This window comes from Streptococcus oralis, from assembly GCF_001588645.1.
Taxonomy (GTDB): domain Bacteria; phylum Bacillota; class Bacilli; order Lactobacillales; family Streptococcaceae; genus Streptococcus; species Streptococcus oralis_AB.
The window spans coordinates 436,046-452,506 of the sequence record NZ_LAYF01000003.1 but is presented as its reverse complement, the minus strand read 5'-3'; the positions used below and the strand labels follow the sequence as shown (position 1 = coordinate 452,506).

General features: G+C 39.3%; 19 protein-coding genes. 13 read left to right on the top strand and 6 right to left on the bottom strand.

The window, feature by feature from the left end; genetic code table 11:
* Window positions 1-9 precede the first annotated feature (9 nt).
* Window positions 10-639 carry an amino acid ABC transporter ATP-binding protein gene (locus A0739_RS03775; protein ID WP_000891744.1) on the top strand — a complete coding sequence of 210 codons (630 nt, stop codon included), beginning with the start codon at window positions 10-12 and terminating at the stop codon, window positions 637-639.
* A 15-nt stretch (window positions 640-654) separates the two neighbouring features.
* Entirely contained in the window at window positions 655-1,494 is an 840-nt protein-coding gene (locus tag A0739_RS03770; protein WP_061587110.1) for an amino acid ABC transporter substrate-binding protein, read from the top strand.
* A 74-nt stretch (window positions 1,495-1,568) separates the two neighbouring features.
* Here A0739_RS03770 and lysS read toward each other — a convergent pair whose 3' ends face one another.
* The 5 genes from lysS to A0739_RS03745 form a co-directional block, all read right to left on the bottom strand.
* Window positions 1,569-3,059 (bottom strand): lysine--tRNA ligase, encoded by a 1,491-nt coding sequence (lysS, locus tag A0739_RS03765; RefSeq protein WP_061587109.1) that lies wholly within the window; start codon window positions 3,057-3,059, stop codon window positions 1,569-1,571.
* Window positions 3,060-3,197: 138 nt separating this feature from the next.
* Window positions 3,198-3,821, bottom strand: a complete 624-nt coding sequence (locus A0739_RS03760; protein WP_061587108.1) for a histidine phosphatase family protein — start codon at window positions 3,819-3,821, stop codon at window positions 3,198-3,200.
* Window positions 3,821-4,303, bottom strand: a complete 483-nt coding sequence (locus tag A0739_RS03755; protein ID WP_033629842.1) for an aminoacyl-tRNA deacylase — start codon at window positions 4,301-4,303, stop codon at window positions 3,821-3,823. Before A0739_RS03755 ends, A0739_RS03760 begins: the two co-directional genes overlap by 1 nt.
* The gene (locus tag A0739_RS03750) at window positions 4,303-5,145 is read right to left on the bottom strand and encodes a DUF368 domain-containing protein (RefSeq protein WP_013670235.1); all 843 of its coding nucleotides are present in this window, start codon (window positions 5,143-5,145) and stop codon (window positions 4,303-4,305) included. Before A0739_RS03750 ends, A0739_RS03755 begins: the two co-directional genes overlap by 1 nt.
* 106 nt (window positions 5,146-5,251) lie before the next feature.
* Window positions 5,252-6,052, bottom strand: coding sequence for a glycoside hydrolase family 25 protein (locus A0739_RS03745; protein ID WP_033629841.1), 801 nt, complete (start codon window positions 6,050-6,052; stop codon window positions 5,252-5,254).
* 155 nt (window positions 6,053-6,207) lie between these two features.
* Here A0739_RS03745 and glmU point away from each other — a divergent pair, with 155 nt between their 5' ends.
* The 7 genes from glmU to A0739_RS03710 all read left to right on the top strand — a co-directional run bounded on the left by glmU (window position 6,208) and on the right by A0739_RS03710 (window position 12,191).
* Window positions 6,208-7,587 carry a bifunctional UDP-N-acetylglucosamine diphosphorylase/glucosamine-1-phosphate N-acetyltransferase GlmU gene (gene glmU, locus A0739_RS03740; protein WP_061587107.1) on the top strand — a complete coding sequence of 460 codons (1,380 nt, stop codon included), beginning with the start codon at window positions 6,208-6,210 and terminating at the stop codon, window positions 7,585-7,587.
* 9 nt (window positions 7,588-7,596) lie between these two features.
* Window positions 7,597-8,142 (top strand): NUDIX hydrolase, encoded by a 546-nt coding sequence (locus tag A0739_RS03735; RefSeq protein ID WP_061587106.1) that lies wholly within the window; start codon window positions 7,597-7,599, stop codon window positions 8,140-8,142.
* Between the two features lie 11 nt (window positions 8,143-8,153).
* Window positions 8,154-8,465 carry a cell wall synthase accessory phosphoprotein MacP gene (gene macP / locus A0739_RS03730; protein ID WP_000517872.1) on the top strand — a complete coding sequence of 104 codons (312 nt, stop codon included), beginning with the start codon at window positions 8,154-8,156 and terminating at the stop codon, window positions 8,463-8,465.
* Between the two features lie 15 nt (window positions 8,466-8,480).
* Window positions 8,481-9,173: a 5'-methylthioadenosine/adenosylhomocysteine nucleosidase gene (locus A0739_RS03725; RefSeq protein ID WP_009730091.1), complete on the top strand. Its 693-nt coding sequence runs from the start codon at window positions 8,481-8,483 to the stop codon at window positions 9,171-9,173.
* A gap of 76 nt (window positions 9,174-9,249) precedes the next feature.
* Entirely contained in the window at window positions 9,250-9,744 is a 495-nt protein-coding gene (rocS, locus tag A0739_RS03720) for a chromosome segregation protein RocS (protein WP_000021252.1), read from the top strand.
* 81 nt (window positions 9,745-9,825) lie between these two features.
* Window positions 9,826-10,419, top strand: a complete 594-nt coding sequence (locus tag A0739_RS03715; RefSeq protein WP_061427250.1) for a 3'-5' exonuclease — start codon at window positions 9,826-9,828, stop codon at window positions 10,417-10,419.
* Window positions 10,420-10,427: 8 nt separating this feature from the next.
* The gene (locus A0739_RS03710) at window positions 10,428-12,191 is read left to right on the top strand and encodes a glycerophosphoryl diester phosphodiesterase membrane domain-containing protein (RefSeq protein ID WP_000801703.1); all 1,764 of its coding nucleotides are present in this window, start codon (window positions 10,428-10,430) and stop codon (window positions 12,189-12,191) included.
* Window positions 12,192-12,231: 40 nt separating this feature from the next.
* On the opposite strand, the gene A0739_RS03705 is transcribed toward A0739_RS03710, so the two are convergent.
* On the bottom strand, window positions 12,232-12,531 hold the full coding sequence (locus A0739_RS03705) for a YbaB/EbfC family nucleoid-associated protein (protein WP_057489059.1): 300 nt from the start codon (window positions 12,529-12,531) through the stop codon (window positions 12,232-12,234).
* A gap of 440 nt (window positions 12,532-12,971) precedes the next feature.
* Here A0739_RS03705 and A0739_RS03700 point away from each other — a divergent pair, with 440 nt between their 5' ends.
* Genes A0739_RS03700 through A0739_RS03685 form a run of 4 tightly spaced genes read left to right on the top strand, consistent with a single transcriptional unit; the run spans window position 12,972 to window position 16,460 of the window.
* Window positions 12,972-13,679, top strand: a complete 708-nt coding sequence (locus A0739_RS03700) for an IspD/TarI family cytidylyltransferase (RefSeq protein WP_000638514.1) — start codon at window positions 12,972-12,974, stop codon at window positions 13,677-13,679.
* A 4-nt stretch (window positions 13,680-13,683) separates the two neighbouring features.
* On the top strand, window positions 13,684-14,706 hold the full coding sequence (locus tag A0739_RS03695) for a ribitol-5-phosphate dehydrogenase (RefSeq protein ID WP_061587105.1): 1,023 nt from the start codon (window positions 13,684-13,686) through the stop codon (window positions 14,704-14,706).
* Between the two features lie 16 nt (window positions 14,707-14,722).
* Window positions 14,723-15,580, top strand: coding sequence for a phosphotransferase family protein (locus A0739_RS03690; RefSeq protein WP_061587104.1), 858 nt, complete (start codon window positions 14,723-14,725; stop codon window positions 15,578-15,580).
* Between the two features lies 1 nt (window position 15,581).
* The gene (locus A0739_RS03685) at window positions 15,582-16,460 is read left to right on the top strand and encodes a DMT family transporter (protein WP_061587103.1); all 879 of its coding nucleotides are present in this window, start codon (window positions 15,582-15,584) and stop codon (window positions 16,458-16,460) included.
* The last annotated feature ends 1 nt before the right edge of the window (window position 16,461 follow it).

The following is a 16,461-nucleotide window of genomic DNA, read 5'->3' as shown; positions in this document are numbered from 1 at the left end:
AGGATTGCTATGTTAGAATTACGAAACATTAACAAGGCCTTTGGTGGCAAACAAATCTTAACCAATTTCAGCCTATCAATTCCTGAAAAGCAAATCCTTGCAATCGTAGGTCCATCAGGAGGCGGAAAGACAACCCTATTACGTATGCTAGCTGGACTGGAAACCATCGATTCGGGGGAAATCTACTATAACGGCGAATCGCTAGCTATAGACGAACTAGAAAAGCGCAATCTTCTGGGATTTGTTTTCCAAGATTTTCAACTCTTTCCGCATTTGTCAGTTCTAGATAACTTAACTCTGTCGCCCATAAAAACGATGAGCATGGAGAAGGAAGTTGCTGAGAAGAAGGCGCGTGGTTTGTTAGAACAACTTGGGTTAGCTGGGCATGCAGATGCCTTTCCGTTCTCACTTTCAGGTGGGCAAAAACAACGGGTGGCCTTAGCACGTGCTATGATGATAAACCCAGAAATTATTGGATATGATGAACCTACATCGGCCTTAGATCCAGAATTGCGATTAGAAGTAGAAAAACTTATCCTTCAAAATAAAGAGCGTGGGATGACTCAGATTGTTGTGACCCACGATCTTCAGTTTGCGGAAAACATTGCTGATCAGATCCTTAAGGTTGATCCAAAGTAGGACTAGGAGGTGCCTATGAAGAGAAAGAAAATTGCCCTTGTACTTGCTCTGTTCTTTAGCTTCTTCCTGACGGCTTGTACTCAGAAGGCAAGTGATCCAAATCAGGATAATTGGGCCAAATATCAAAAACAGGGTAGCATTACCATTGGCTTTGACAATACCTTTGTTCCCATGGGATTTGAGGAAAAGAATGGCCAGTATGCAGGATTTGATATTGACCTGGCCCAAGCTGTTTCTGAAAAGCTAGGAATTCAGATTAAATTTCAACCCATCGACTGGGATATGAAAGAAACCGAGCTACAAAATGGTACCATTGATGCCATCTGGAATGGCTATACAGCTACAGATGAACGGAAAGAGAAGGTTGCTTTTACCATTCCTTACATGGAAAATCAACAAGTTTTGGTATCCAAAAAGTCTCAAAATATCCACTCAGTTCAGGATATGGCTGACAAAGTTTTAGGGGCTCAGGCTGGATCTTCTGGCTATTTGAATTTTGAAGGACAACCCGAACTACTCAAGAATCGAGTAAAAGATCAGAAGGCCAATCAATACCAAAGTTTTAATGAAGCCTTAATTGATTTGAAGAATGATCGGATTGATGCCCTTGTGATTGACCGGGTATATGCCAATTATTATCTCCAGTCTGAAGGAATATTAAATGACTACAATGTCTTTTCTGCTGGATTTGAAAGTGAAGCTTTTGCAGTGGGTGTTAGACCTGCTGATAAAACTTTGCTAGATGCTCTGAATCAAGCCTTTATCTCACTATACCAAGAAGGAAAATTCCAGGAAATCAGCCAGAAGTGGTTTGGGGAAGATGTAGCCACCAGTCAAGTTAAAAATCAAGAATAAGAAAAGAGATTGAGTTTTTTCTCAGTCTCTTTTTGCATTGAAAAATCCTCTGGAAAGTACCAGAGGATAAGAGCTTATTTCATTGTTGGGAAGAGCAATACATCACGGATAGTAGTTGTATCAGTGAGGAGCATGCAGAGACGGTCGATACCGATACCCAAACCACCTGTTGGTGGCATACCGTATTCAAGAGCCTCGATGTAGTCGTAATCGATACCTGTTGCTTCATCATCACCAAGTTCTTTAGCTTTGGCTTGAGCTTCGAAACGGCTAAGCTGGTCGATTGGGTCGTTCAACTCAGTAAAGGCGTTACCGTATTCCTTGGTCATAATGAAAAGCTCAAAGCGGTCAGTAAAGCGTTCGTCTTCAGGGTTCTTCTTAGCGAGTGGAGAGACAGCTACTGGATGACCGTAGATAAAGGTTGGTTGAATCAAGGTTTCTTCAACGAACTCTTCAAAGAAGGCGTTGATAATGTGACCAACTTCAGTGTAATGTTTCTCAACTGGAACTTTCTTCTCAGCAGCGATAGCTTTAGCTTCTTCGAAAGTCATGTCTTGCCAGAAGTCTACACCAGTAATTTCTTTGATGGCATCCACCATGTGAACGCGTTTGAATGGTTCGTTGATTTTGATTTCAGTTCCTTGATAGTTTACTGGACCATCGCCCTTAACTGCTTTAGCAGCGTGTTGGATAATGCCTTCGGTCAAATCCATGATATCTTGGAAGTCTGCATAAGCTTGGTAAACCTCGATAGAAGTGAACTCAGGGTTGTGAGTGGCGTCCATTCCTTCGTTACGGAAGATACGGCCAATTTCATAGACACGTTCCATACCACCAACGATAAGGCGTTTCAAGTGAAGCTCAGTCGCGATACGAAGCACCATGTCAATGTTTTGGGCATTGTGGTGAGTGATAAATGGACGAGCAGCAGCACCACCAGCTTCATTGTGAAGAACAGGTGTTTCCACTTCAAGGAAACCTTTTTGATCAAGATAACGACGGATTTCAGAGATGATTTTTGAACGAGTAACAAAGCGTTCGAAGCTTTCACGGTTAGAAATCAAGTCAAGGTAACGTTTACGATAAATTGTTTCAACGTCAGTCAAACCGTGGAATTTCTCAGGAAGTGGGCGAAGTGCTTTAGACAAGTGAGTGATATGAGTTGCCTTGATAGAGAGTTCACCCATATCTGTACGCATGACTTCACCTTCGACACCGAGGAAGTCACCGAGGTCAGCCTTTTTGAAGATTTCGTAGTTTTCTTCACCGACTTCATCTTTACGAACGTAGATTTGGATTTGACCTTCACGGTCTTGGAGATGGGCAAAGCCAACTTTCCCTTTACCACGTTTAGTTACTAAGCGTCCAGCGATAGTAGCAGTTTCATTTAGTTCATGTAATTGTTCTTTATCAAGTTCTGCAAATTTGTCTTTTAGTTCTTGAGAGTTAGCAGTACGTTCAAAACGTTTTCCGAAGGGATCGATTCCTTGTTCACGGAGCGCAGCCATTTTTTCACGGCGAACGATCTGCTGGTCATTTAGTTCTTCCATATGTTCTGTAGACATGGGTTCCTCCTAATTTTACTCAAAATTTGATACGATGAGTCATTTTTTGCGATACTCCCATTTTATCATAAATAGCAGAGAAATTCACGGATATTCTTTGAAAACTAAAAAGAACTTGACTATTAAGGTCAAGTTCCATTATTTTCTTTGATAGGAAGTGTCATTCCATCTTTTCAGAGTGAAGGTTTCAAAATCATCGGTCTCTAAAACTGTCAGACTAGCATTGGCCAAGCCTCCATCTTTGCGAAGGTGAGCCTCTTTATAGCCTAAGAGAGTGCGTAGGCTAGCAGTGAGATTGGCCCCATGCCCGACAATCAGAATTCTTTCAGCCGGACTTTCTTTCAGAGATTTGATAAACTGAATGGTTCGCTGAGTCGTAGAGTAAAGGGACTCAGCTTCAAACATCTTCGTATCAAACTGAGCCAGATTAGAGCGAAAGGCCTTGATTTGTTGTGGGTAGATGGCATTGAGCGTAGCAATTTTTAATCCCTCTAGTTTGCCAAGTTGCCATTCACGTAGGTCAGGAATGCTCTTCAAAGGACAAGGGGATTGGAGTTGACTCTGGATAATTTCAGCAGATTTGACCGCTCTGGGTAAATCACTAGAATAAATCGTATCAAAAGGAATTTCCTTGAGATACTGCCCTAGTTGTTTTAGTGTGTCAATGGACTCTGGAAGAAGGGGAGAGTCACCGCTAGCACCTTGAAAACGTCCTTCAAGATTCCAGAGGGTGCGACCATGACGGACAAAATAGAGTTTCATCAGTTGTTTTCCTCCAAGATGTCAGCAAAGTCCGCTTTTACAAAGCTGGCTAAGTCTTGAGGTCGGATGATGATACTATGCCCGACTTCTCCAGCAGAGACAATCATTTTGTCTAAATACAAAGCAGTCTGATCAATAAAAATGGGATAATTATGTTTTTGGCGAATGCCGACGGGGTTATTAGCCCCATGAATATAGCCTGTCGTTTTTTCTAGGTCTTTTTGAGGAATCATGCTCACTTTTTTATTACCAGAAACCTTTGCTAGTTTTTTCTCAGCGAGGTGTTCTGTTATGGGAACGATTCCGATGATTGGCCCCGTCTTATCACCCAGCAGAGCCAAGGTTTTAAAGATATGAGTTCGATCATATTCCGAAGGAAGTTCACCCTCAAGCGCATTGATCTGAATACCAGAATGGTCAATACCCGCCTTGGTCAAGATTTGTTCGACCAAGGTTTTTTTAATCTTAACTTTCTTTGCCATTATTTATACTTATCCTCCAATTGACTCATCCAGATACCAAGCCAAATACCAAGCGCAAAGAAGAAGGCGATGAGAACATAACTCACAATAGAAAGTCCAGTGTATTGGATACTTTCAGCACTTCCAGCATTTGGAATCAAAATCAAGAGGGTGCTTGATAGCACAATTCCAATAATAAAGTGATAAACACGGGAGTGGTAGTTGTTCAAGGCATGGTCCATTAATTTTGAAAAAATGATGAGGGTTGCACCTGCACCAATTCCGATAGGAAGGAAAGTACCGAATAAATCAAAGGTCTTAAAACCAGTTAGCATTGGAGCGTACAGCCCTAAAATCAAGAGTAGATTTGACGGACTTAAACCAGGCACCAAGACACCTAGAGCTAAAAGAGCCCCCGCTAAGATAAAACTAGCGAAACTAGCACTGAGAGAACCAACAACAAAGTTTAGCGCGTAGAGCCCTAGGCCTGAAAGGATAAAGGTAGTCCAGAACCAGACTAGGTCGATCTTATCCCGATCAGATTCTCGAGTAGATTCTTTAAGGAGACTTGGAACTGTACCGATGATAGCTCCAGCAAAACTCCATAAAACATAGACCTGGTAATTTTCTAGCAGATACTCGATTGGATAAGAAAACAAACCAATGCCTAGCAACATCCCGATTGCTACTGGGATAAAGTATAGGACATTCTCTTTAAAATCCTTAAAAGGATGAGCCAGAAAGCTAATCATTCGCTCGTAGATCCCCAAAATAGCTGCTAAAACACCGCCTGAAATTCCTGGTAAGATAAATCCTAAGGCGATGACGATTCCTTTAATAACTCTTGCAATCCATGAAAACATCATATAATCCTCAATTTCATAAAATTCTTTCTCTATTCTATCAATTATAACACAGACGAGAAGAAAATGAAAAAACAAGTGAAAAAGAGAGCAATTTTCACTTGTCTTATGGTCTTAAAAATAGTTTTCTGAAGGTTTCTTCTTTTTCCTTCAAGGTAGAAATGAGATTAATATCTAAATGATGTTCAAATCCAGCAATTCTTCCTTTTGAAGTATACTGATGAAGGTCGTAGTCTAAACTGGTATTGGGTGTTGTTTCAAAGTAACCAGAGTCTGTCCCGTAGGAAGGAATCCAAATAGCAGTAAACTTATCTGTATTGATACTGTGTTCTTGCATGAAGTAAACTCCAATATAGATGCCGATGTTTTTAGCACCTAAAGATTCCAGTTTAGCACGAAAGGCTTCAACCCCTTCATTCATATCAGACATTGTTTTTTCTTCCACGTCTAACCAATAGTAACTAGGGTTGTAAGGAGAAGCAGCATTGTAGAAAACTTCAGCGGCTTTTTCCATTTCTTCCTTGCTGGGGCTAGCTAGATAGGCATAGACTCCAACTGGGACATTACGCTTTTGAAATTCTGTAATATGACTTTTATAGGCTTTATCAATACCATTGGCATAAGCGGCATCATTTTTTTCAGTATGTTGAGCCCCATTGTGGACGCGAACAATAACACCTGAAATATTTTGAGACAAGGTATCGTAGTTGATTTCCTCAGGTCTTTGCCAACCAGAGACATCAATAATAGGTTTGTCAAGATTATGCAAGGCCTGATTTTCAACCTGGACAGCATTTGGTTTTGACTTGACGGGATGGTCTTCATAAGTTGGTCTATTGAGGATCAAAATAGCTATAAATATAGTAAATAAAGTAAAAATAATAGCTGGATTAATCTTTTTTCTCATATCTATTTAGTTTAACGTAAATAGATAAAAAAATCAAAGAAAACATCGGAAAAAGTGAATATATGGGCGTCTTTTCCCTATTTCTCTGTTTGTTTACTCCTAAGAAACTAAATTATGGTATAATATAAGGGAATTTCTAGAGAAAAGAGAAGATTATGTCAAATTATGCCATTATTTTAGCAGCGGGTAAAGGTACTCGCATGAAATCAGATCTTCCAAAGGTACTTCATAAAGTAGCTGGAATTTCGATGTTGGAACATGTTTTTCGTAGTGTTGGTGCTATTCAACCTGAAAAAACAGTTACTGTAGTTGGTCACAAGGCAGAGCTAGTTGAGCAAGTATTAGCCGGTCAGACAGACTTTGTTACCCAATCAGAACAACTAGGAACTGGGCATGCTGTCATGATGGCAGAGCCTATTCTCCAAAATCGTACAGGCCACACATTGGTTATCGCTGGAGATACTCCTCTGATTACAGGTGAAAGCTTGAAAAACCTCTTGGATTTCCATATCAATCACAAAAATGTTGCTACGATTTTAACAGCTGAAGCGGCAAATCCTTTCGGATACGGTCGTATCGTCCGTAACGATAATGCTGAAGTTCTTCGTATTGTTGAGCAGAAAGATGCCACAGACTTTGAAAAGCAAATTAAGGAAATCAATACAGGAACTTATGTATTTGACAATGAGCGTCTTTTTGAAGCCCTTAAAAACATCAACACCAACAATGCCCAAGGTGAGTACTATATTACTGATGTGATTGGTATTTTCCGTAATGCGGGTGAGAAGGTTGGCGCCTATACTCTCAAGGATTTTGATGAAAGTCTTGGGGTAAATGATCGTGTAGCTCTTGCGACTGCGGAAGCAGTGATGCGTCGCCGTATCAATCAAAAGCACATGGTTAATGGTGTTAGTTTTGTCAATCCAGAAGCAACTTACATCGACATTGATGTTGAGATTGCTCCTGAAGTTCAAATCGAAGCCAACGTTACCTTGAAAGGTCAAACGAAGATTGGTGCGGAGACTATTTTAACAAATGGAACTTATATTGTAGATAGCACCATTGGATCTGGAGCTGTGATTACCAACTCTATGATTGAGGAAAGTTTGGTAGCAGACGGCGTGACTGTTGGTCCTTATGCCCATATTCGTCCAGGTTCAAGTCTGGCTGCTCAAGTTCACATTGGAAATTTTGTTGAAGTAAAAGGATCTTCAATCGGTGAAAATACCAAGGCGGGTCATTTGACTTATATTGGAAACTGTGAAGTGGGTAGCAACGTTAATTTCGGTGCAGGAACTATTACAGTCAACTACGATGGCAAAAATAAATACAAAACTGTCATTGGCAATAATGTCTTTGTTGGCTCAAACTCAACTATTATTGCTCCTGTAGAACTTGGGGATAATTCTCTGGTTGGAGCGGGTTCAACCATTACCAAGAATGTTCCTGCAGATGCCATTGCTATCGGCCGTGGACGACAAGTTAACAAAGATGAGTACGCAACACGCTTACCTCATCATCCTAAGAACCAGTAGGAGTTTGTCATGGAATTTGAAGAAAAAACGATTAGTAGGAAGGAAATCTATCAAGGTCCTATTTTCAAACTAGTACAAGACCAGGTGGAACTACCAGAAGGAAAGGGTACTGCCCAACGTGACTTAATTTTTCATAATGGAGCTGTTTGTGTACTAGCTGTGACAGCTGAAGACAAAATCGTTCTCGTTAAGCAATACCGAAAAGCTATCGAGGCGGTTTCTTATGAGATTCCTGCTGGTAAACTAGAACTTGGTGAAAATGCTGATCCAATGGCGGCGGCCCTTCGTGAATTGGAAGAAGAAGTTGCCTACACAGCTAAGTTAGAACTCTTATACGATTTCTATTCTGCAATTGGTTTTTGCAACGAAAAATTGAAACTCTACCTTGCAAGTGATTTGACTAAGGTAGATAATCCTCGTCCGCAAGACGATGATGAAACCTTGGAAGTTCTAGAAGTGAGTCTAGAGGAGGCCAAGAACCTGATCCAGTCAGGTCATATCTGTGATGCCAAGACCATTATGGCGATCCAGTACTGGGAACTACAAAAGAAATAGAGGAGAAACCCATGGGAAAACCTTTATTAACAGACGAAATGATTGAACGTGCCAATCGTGGTGAGAAAATCTCAGGACCACCTCTTCAAGATGATGAGGAAACAAAAATCCTACCAACGTCTTCACAACATTTTGGTTATTCACGTTCTAGAGACCACGGTTTTAGTCAAGATACCTTAACAATCGAAGTAGAGCCAACGATTCATAAGAGTCGCCGCATTGAGAACACTAAGAGAAATGTTTTTAATTCGAAACTCAATCGTATCTTGTTTGCAGTCATCCTACTTTTGATTTTGTTAATTTTAGCGATGAAACTCTTGTAATTGAAAGGACTTGAAATGAAAATTGGAATCATTGCTGCCATGCCAGAAGAACTCCTATATTTGACTCAGAATTTGGACAAACCTAAAGAAGTCCAAGTCCTTGGAAATACTTACTACACTGGCTCTGTTGGCAATACAGAAGTCGTTCTAGTTCAGAGTGGGATTGGAAAGGTCATGTCGGCTATGAGTGTAGCTATTCTAGCTGACCATTTTCAGGTAGAAGCTATTATCAATACAGGATCAGCAGGTGCTCTTGCCGAAGGGATTGCTGTTGGAGATGTAGTGATTGCGGATAAGTTGGCTTACCATGATGTGGATGTGACTGCTTTTGGCTATGCTTATGGCCAAATGGCGCAACAACCTCTTTACTTTGAATCAGACAAAACCTTTGTAGCCAAAATCCAAGAGAGTCTATCTCAGTTGGACCAAAACTGGCACCTAGGCTTGATTGCTACAGGAGACAGTTTTATAGCTGGAGATGATAAAATTGCTAGTATCAAAACCCACTTTCCGGATGTTTTAGCAGTTGAAATGGAAGGGGCAGCCATTGCACAAGCGGCTCAGGCTCTTGGTCTACCTTTCCTAGTCATTCGTGCCATGAGTGACAATGCCAATCACGAAGCCTCTATCTCTTTTGATGAATTTATTATCGAAGCTGGACGTCGTTCTGCCCAAGTCTTACTAGCCTTTTTAAAAGCCTTAGATTAAGCGGAAATTTGACAGTTTATCTAGCTTATGATAAGATTTAAATAAAGAAAAGCTAGAAAACGTTTCAGAGGATATTATGAGTATTGAAATGACCGTCAGTGAGATTGCAGAGGTCTTAGGACTATCTCGTCAAGCAATCAACAATCGTGTCAAAGAACTTCCAGAAGAGGACACGAAAAAAAATGACAAAGGTGTAACTGTAGTTACTCGAAGTGGCTTGATCAAGCTAGAAGAAATCTACAAAAAAACGATTTTTGAAGATGAACCAGTCAGTGATGATGTCAAACAACGTGAACTGATGGAAATCTTGGTTGATGAGAAAAACGCTGAAATTCTTCGTTTGTACGAGCAGCTCAAGGCAAAAGACCGCCAGTTATCAGAAAAAGATGAACAGATGCGTATCAAAGACCGACAGATTGCTGAAAAGGACAAACAGTTGGACCAACAGCAACAGTTAACTCTTCAAGCGATGAAGGATCAAGAAACCTTGAAACTCGAGTTGGACCAAGCAAAAGAAGAAGTCCAAGCAACCAAAAAAGGCTTTTTTGCTCGCCTTTTTGGAGGAAAATAAAGAAGCTGTTTGGGTTACTCATTAACCTAATGGCTTCTTTTATTATTTATAGTTTAGTTTGGGTAGTAATTGAGGTAAATAATGGAAAAATTAAGAGATTATATCGCCTTTGATTTGGAATTCAATCAACACGAGGGGGTTACCCATTTAATTCAAGTATCAGCAGTCCGCTTTCAAGATGGACAAGAAAGTGCTGCTTTTGATTCTTATGTTTATACTACAGCACCATTGAAGAGTTTTATCAATGGTTTGACTGGAATCACAGCTGAAACCTTGAAAGATGCGCCAAAAGTAGAACAAGTTTTAAAGGACTTTCAAGCATTTGTTGGCGACTTACCTATTGTTGGTTACAATGCAGCTAAGAGTGATTTGCCTATTCTCTTGGAGCATGGCATTGATTATCGTGACCAGTATAAGGTCGACCTATATGATGAGGCTTTTGAACGCCGTAGTTCTGATTTACACGGCATAGCCAATCTTAAATTACAAACTGTAGCGAATTTTTTAGGCTTTCACGGGAAGTCTCATAACAGTTTAGAGGATGCCCGCATGACGGCGCGTGTTTACGAAGCTTTTTTGGAATCAGATGAAGGAAAGCTATTAATAGAAGACCAGAGTAGTTTTTCTATGAATAATCCTTTTGGTGGCTTAGATTTATCCCAATTTATAGACTAGGAGTGCTTATGAAACCTGAAAAACCTAAAAAGCTAGGTTTTAGGAAGATATACTATAACCTAGATAAGATTTTATTTCTATTTTTCTTGATATTTATGATGGTTGAGTTTGTCTGGCTACCATTAAATTCATGGATTGCTGGCATCCTTCTGAGACAAACCGGTTATTTGTTTATCTCCTACAATAACTTTTGGGCGATTATACAAGGCTCGCCTTTTATCAGTTTAGCCTTTCTCATCTTAATTGCAATCAATCTCCTGGTTGCCTATTTCCAGATTTGTCTTTTGTTTATAGGGGCTCGTCACCTTCTCTATCATGAAAAGAGAACTTTAATTGAGTACAGTAGAAAAGTATTTCACCAGAGCTTTCTATTCGTTAAGCGATTGAGCTTTTGTAAGATGGCCTTTGTCTTTTTTTACATTGCTTTGCTTTTCCCGTTCATCCGTAAGATTTTAAAAATCTACTACCTCAACAAGATTATTATCCCTGATTTTATTGTGAATTATTGGGAAGGTAAGCATTGGCTGGTAGGTCTGATGATCATAGCATCCGCTTGGATCTTTCTCTACATCTCTGTCCGATTTATGTTTGCCCTGCCTAAGATTCTCTTTGAAAGAAAGACAGTAAGAGAAAGTGTGAAATATAGTCTCCAAAAGACAAAGAAAAATGTCCTTTTCTTCTCTTGGCATCTCTTACTCATTATTATTAAAACCTATCTCTTCTTCTTTGGTTTGTTAATTCCCTTGCTTTTTGCGCAAGCAGTGATGGATAATTTAACTCAAAAAGAATCCTTGATTCTCGGTGTGATTAATTTTGTCTTGATTAAAAATTTCCATTACATGACCCTGACTTATTTCCTAGTGAAGTTTGTTTCCTTCCTGACAGGAGAAGAACTAGAGATTATGCCAAGGCGAAAGAAAGATCATCTGATGAGATGGGGTGTCATGGGGTGTGCAAGCATCATCTTTGCCATAGAAGGCTACGTTTATCTGGAAACTCCAGATACCAATACACCTTTAGTGATTTCGCACAGAGGAGTAAGTAATAAAAACGGTGTTCAAAATACTGTGCAGTCTTTAGAAAAAACAGCTCAACTAAAACCAGATCTCATCGAAATGGATGTGCAGGAAACGAAAGACGGTCAGTTCGTGATGATGCACGATGCTAACCTCAAAAATTTAACAGGTATTAATGCTACACCGCAAGATTTGACTCTGGATGAATTAACAAATACAGATATTTACGAGAATGGTTATCAAACAAAGATTTCAAGCTTTGATGCCTATTTAGAGCGTGCAAATGCTTTAAACCAAAAATTGCTGATTGAGATTAAGACCAGTAAAAAAGATAGTCCGCAAATGATGGACCATTTCCTCGAAAAGTACGGAGCGACTATCAAGAAATATGGACACCAGATGCAATCGCTAGACTACCATGTGATTGATAAAGTGTTGACTTATGATTCTGAAATTCCAGTTTACTTTATTCTTCCCTATAACAGTATCTTCCCAAGAACCAAGGCAACGGGTTACACTATGGAGTACTCAACTTTGGACGAATACTTTGTCAATAAACTCTGGACAACTGATCAGAGACTCTATGTTTGGACCGTAAATGGTTCGGAGGCATTTGATAAAGCAGTTCGTCTCGGTGCAGATGGCATGATTACTGATGATCTTGAAATGGTCCAGTCACAAGTCACAATGGCTCAAGACGATCCGGAATATACGGAATTACTCTTAAAGAAAGCAATGGAATTCTTTGATTTCTAAGAAAAAAAAAGAGAAACAGATGTTTCTCTTTTTTTGTGGATTAGAAAGGCAATTTTCCAGCGAAAGCACCGAGTTTCTTCTTAGTCGTTTCATCAATTTGCTCAAGAGCAGCGTTAATTGCTTGCGCGGTCATATCTGAAAGTGTTTCGAGATCTTCTGAATCTACAACTGCTGGGTTGAAGTCAATGTTGACAACTTTTTTGTCACCAGTTAAGGTCGCTTGGACAAGCTCTTGAGCAGATTTTCCAACAAATTCCATGGCAGCGAGTTCTGCTTGGCTTTGTTCCATTTGTTTTTGAAGTTTTTGTGCTTGGCGCATCATGTTTTGCATGTTCATCATGGCGGTTTACAGTTCCCTTTTTTCTATTATTTTTCTTTTTATTTTATCAATTTTAGGAGCAAAAGTCTATTATTTGTTTAATTCATGAGATATATGACCTTTTATAATGAGTCTCTCAAACAACTTTTAAGAAATTTACTATGCACACCTAGTATTCTTTGCTAAACAAATAATTTCATTTAAGCTTTCTTTAAGGTTTCTATTATATTCTAAAGAACTCTATATTAACCGAACGTTGAATGGATAATATAGAGGATAACCTAATTTTATTTCTTGATTTATTATGGTCTTTCCGGATTTAGTAACACATTGTTCACTTTTTACCTTAAATGGTGTGTTGATTAGACTAAATGATTCACTGTCTTTTCTTCATGATGGAGGCAGATTGTGATATAATAGATGATAATGAGTTTTTTAGAATAAACTAAAGGAGAATATAAATGATCTATGCAGGAATCCTAGCCGGAGGAACTGGCACACGCATGGGAATCAGTAATTTACCAAAACAATTCTTGGAGTTGGGTGATCGTCCTATTTTGATCCACACAATTGAAAAATTTGTTTTGGAACCAAGTATTGAAAAAATTGTAGTTGGAGTTCATGGAGATTGGGTATCTCATGCTGAGGACTTGGTTGACAAGTATCTTTCTCTTCACAAGGATCGCATCATCATTACAAAGGGTGGTGCTGATCGCAATACCAGTATCGAGAAGATTATAGAAGCTATTGATGCCTACCGTCCAATCACTCCAGAAGATATCGTGATTACGCATGACTCTGTTCGTCCTTTTATCACACTTCGCATGATTCAGGACAATATCAAACTGGCGCAAAATCATGATGCGGTTGACACAGTAGTAGAAGCAGTTGATACCATTGTTGAAAGTACTAATGGTCAGTTTATCACTGATATTCCAAATCGTGCTCACCTCTATCAAGGTCAAACACCTCAGACTTTCCGTTGCAAGGATTTCATGGATTTGTATGGTTCCCTATCTGACCAAGAAAAGGAAATCCTGACGGATGCATGTAAAATTTTTGTTATCAAAGGAAAGGATGTTGCTCTAGCTAAAGGGGAATATTCAAACCTTAAAATCACAACGGTGACAGACTTGAAAATCGCGAAAAGCATGATTGAGAAAGACTAAGGCTATGATTAATCAAATTTATCAACTGACCAAACCAAAGTTTATCAATGTAAAATATCAAGAAGAGGATATTGATCAGGAGAATCATATCCTGATTCGTCCAAATTATATGGCGGTTTGTCATGCGGATCAACGTTACTATCAAGGGAAGCGTGATCCAAAGATATTGGCTAAAAAACTTCCTATGGCCATGATTCATGAGTCTTGTGGAACTGTTATTTCAGATCCGACTGGGACTTATGAAGTCGGTCAAAAGGTAGTTATGATTCCCAATCAACCGCCTATGCAGAGTGACAAGGAGTTCTACGAGAACTACATGACCGGAACCTACTTCCTATCAAGTGGTTATGATGGCTTTATGAGAGAATTTGTCTCTCTTCCAAAAGATCGTGTTGTGTCTTATAATGACATTGAGGACACAGTTGCAGCCATTACTGAGTTTGTCAGTGTTGGTATGCATGCCATGGATCGTTTCTTGCATCTTGGTCATAGTAAGCGAGAGCGCATCGCTGTTATCGGAGATGGTAGTTTGGCCTTTGTTGTTGCAAATATTATCAATTATACCTTGCCAGAAGCAGAGATTATCGTCTTTGGTCGCCATTGGGAAAAACTAGAGCTCTTCTCTTTTGCAAAAGAGTGCTACATTACGGATAATATCCCAGAGGATTTGACCTTTGATCATGGATTTGAGTGTTGCGGTGGTGATGGTACAGGTCCAGCTATCAATGACTTGATTCGTTATATTCGCCCACAGGGAACGATTCTCATGATGGGAGTGAGCGAATACAAGGTTAATATCAATACACGAGATGCTTTGGAAAAAGGATTGTTATTAGTGGGATCGTCTCGTTCAGGACGCATCGATTTTGAGAAGGCCATTCAAATGATGGAAGTCAAAAAGTTTGCGAATCGTCTGAAGAATATCCTTTATGTTGAAGAGCCTGTGAGAGAAATCAAGGACATTCACCGTGTCTTTGCTACAGACCTAAATACTGCTTTCAAAACAGTATTTAAGTGGGAAGTGTAGAAGATGGAGGTTAATTGTGGAGAAACTCATCAAAGAAAAAATTTCTTCTTTACTATCTGATGAAGAGGAAGTACTCAGTGTTGAACAGTTGGGAGGCATGACCAACCAAAACTATTTGGTTAAAACAACCAACAAACAGTATATTGTGAAATTTTTTGGTAAAGGGACTGAAAAACTCATCAATCGTCAAAATGAAAAGTACAATCTTGAACTTTTAGAGGATTTAGATTTAGATGTCAAAAATTACCTCTTTGATATTGAGTCAGGGATTAAAGTAAATGAATACATCGAATCAGCAGTAACTCTTGATTCAACATCTATCAAATCCAAGTTTGAAAAGATTGCACCAATTTTACAAACCATCCATGCTTCAGGGAAAGAATTAAGAGGAGAATTTGCTCCTTTTGAGGAAATCAGCAAATATGAATCCTTGATTGAGGGACCTATCCCTTATGAAAACTATGAAGCTGTAAGAAAAGATGTATTCTCACTAGAAAAGAGATTGGCTGATTTGGGTGTTGATAGAAAGTCCTGTCATATTGATTTGGTACCAGAAAACTTTATCGAGTCACCACAAGGTCGTTTGTATTTGATTGACTGGGAATACTCTTCTATGAATGACCCGATGTGGGATTTGGCAGCTCTTTTCTTAGAGTCTGAATTTACAAAGCAAGAGGAAGATGCTTTCCTTTCCTACTATGAAAGTGACAAAACGCCTGTGTCACGTGAGAAGATTCGTATCTATAAAATCTTGCAAGATACTATCTGGAGTTTGTGGACAGTGTACAAAGAAGCTCAAGGAGCTGACTTTGGAGATTACGGTGTCAATCGTTACCAAAGAGCTGTCGAAGGTTTGACTTATTATGGAGGTTAGGATGAAGAATAAAAATGGTGTTTCTTTTGGTCTGCTCTCTGGTATATTCTGGGGATTAGGTCTAACGATTAGTGCTTATATCTTTTCAATTTTTACAAATCTTTCGCCTTTTGTTGTGGCTGCCGCTCATGATTTCTTGAGTATCTTTATCTTGTTAGCTTTTCTTTTGGTAAAAGAAGGAAAAGTTCGCCTCTCTATTTTCTTAAATATTCGAAATGTGAGTGTTATAATCGGTGCTTTGCTAGCAGGACCAATTGGTATGCAAGCCAATCTTTATGCGGTTAAATATATTGGTAGCTCTCTAGCTTCATCTGTATCAGCTATTTACCCAGCAGTTTCAGTTTTACTCGCCTTCTTCATTTTGAAACACAAGGTTTCAAAGAATACAGTATTTGGTGTTTTCTTGATTATTGCAGCTATCATTGCTCAAACCTACAAGGTTGAACAAGTTAACTCGTTTTACATTGGAATTCTTTGTGCCCTTGTCTGTGCAATTGCTTGGGGGAGTGAAAGTGTTCTCAGCTCCTATGCTATGGAAAGTGATTTAAGTGAAATTGAAGCCTTGTTAATCCGACAAGTAACCTCATTCTTGTCCTATCTTGTGATTGTGCTCTTTTCTCACCATTCATTTGCAGAAGTGGCAGATGGGCAATTATTCGGCCTCTTAATTGTCTTTGCGGCCTTTGATATGATTTCCTACTTAGCTTATTATATCGCCATTAATCGTTTGCAACCTGCGAAAGCGACAGGTTTGAATGTGAGCTATGTAGTTTGGACTGTCTTATTTGCAGTTGTTTTCTTGGGTGCACCGCTAGATATGCTGACAATCATCACTTCACTTATTGTTATGGCTGGTGTTTATATTATTATTAAAGAATAAA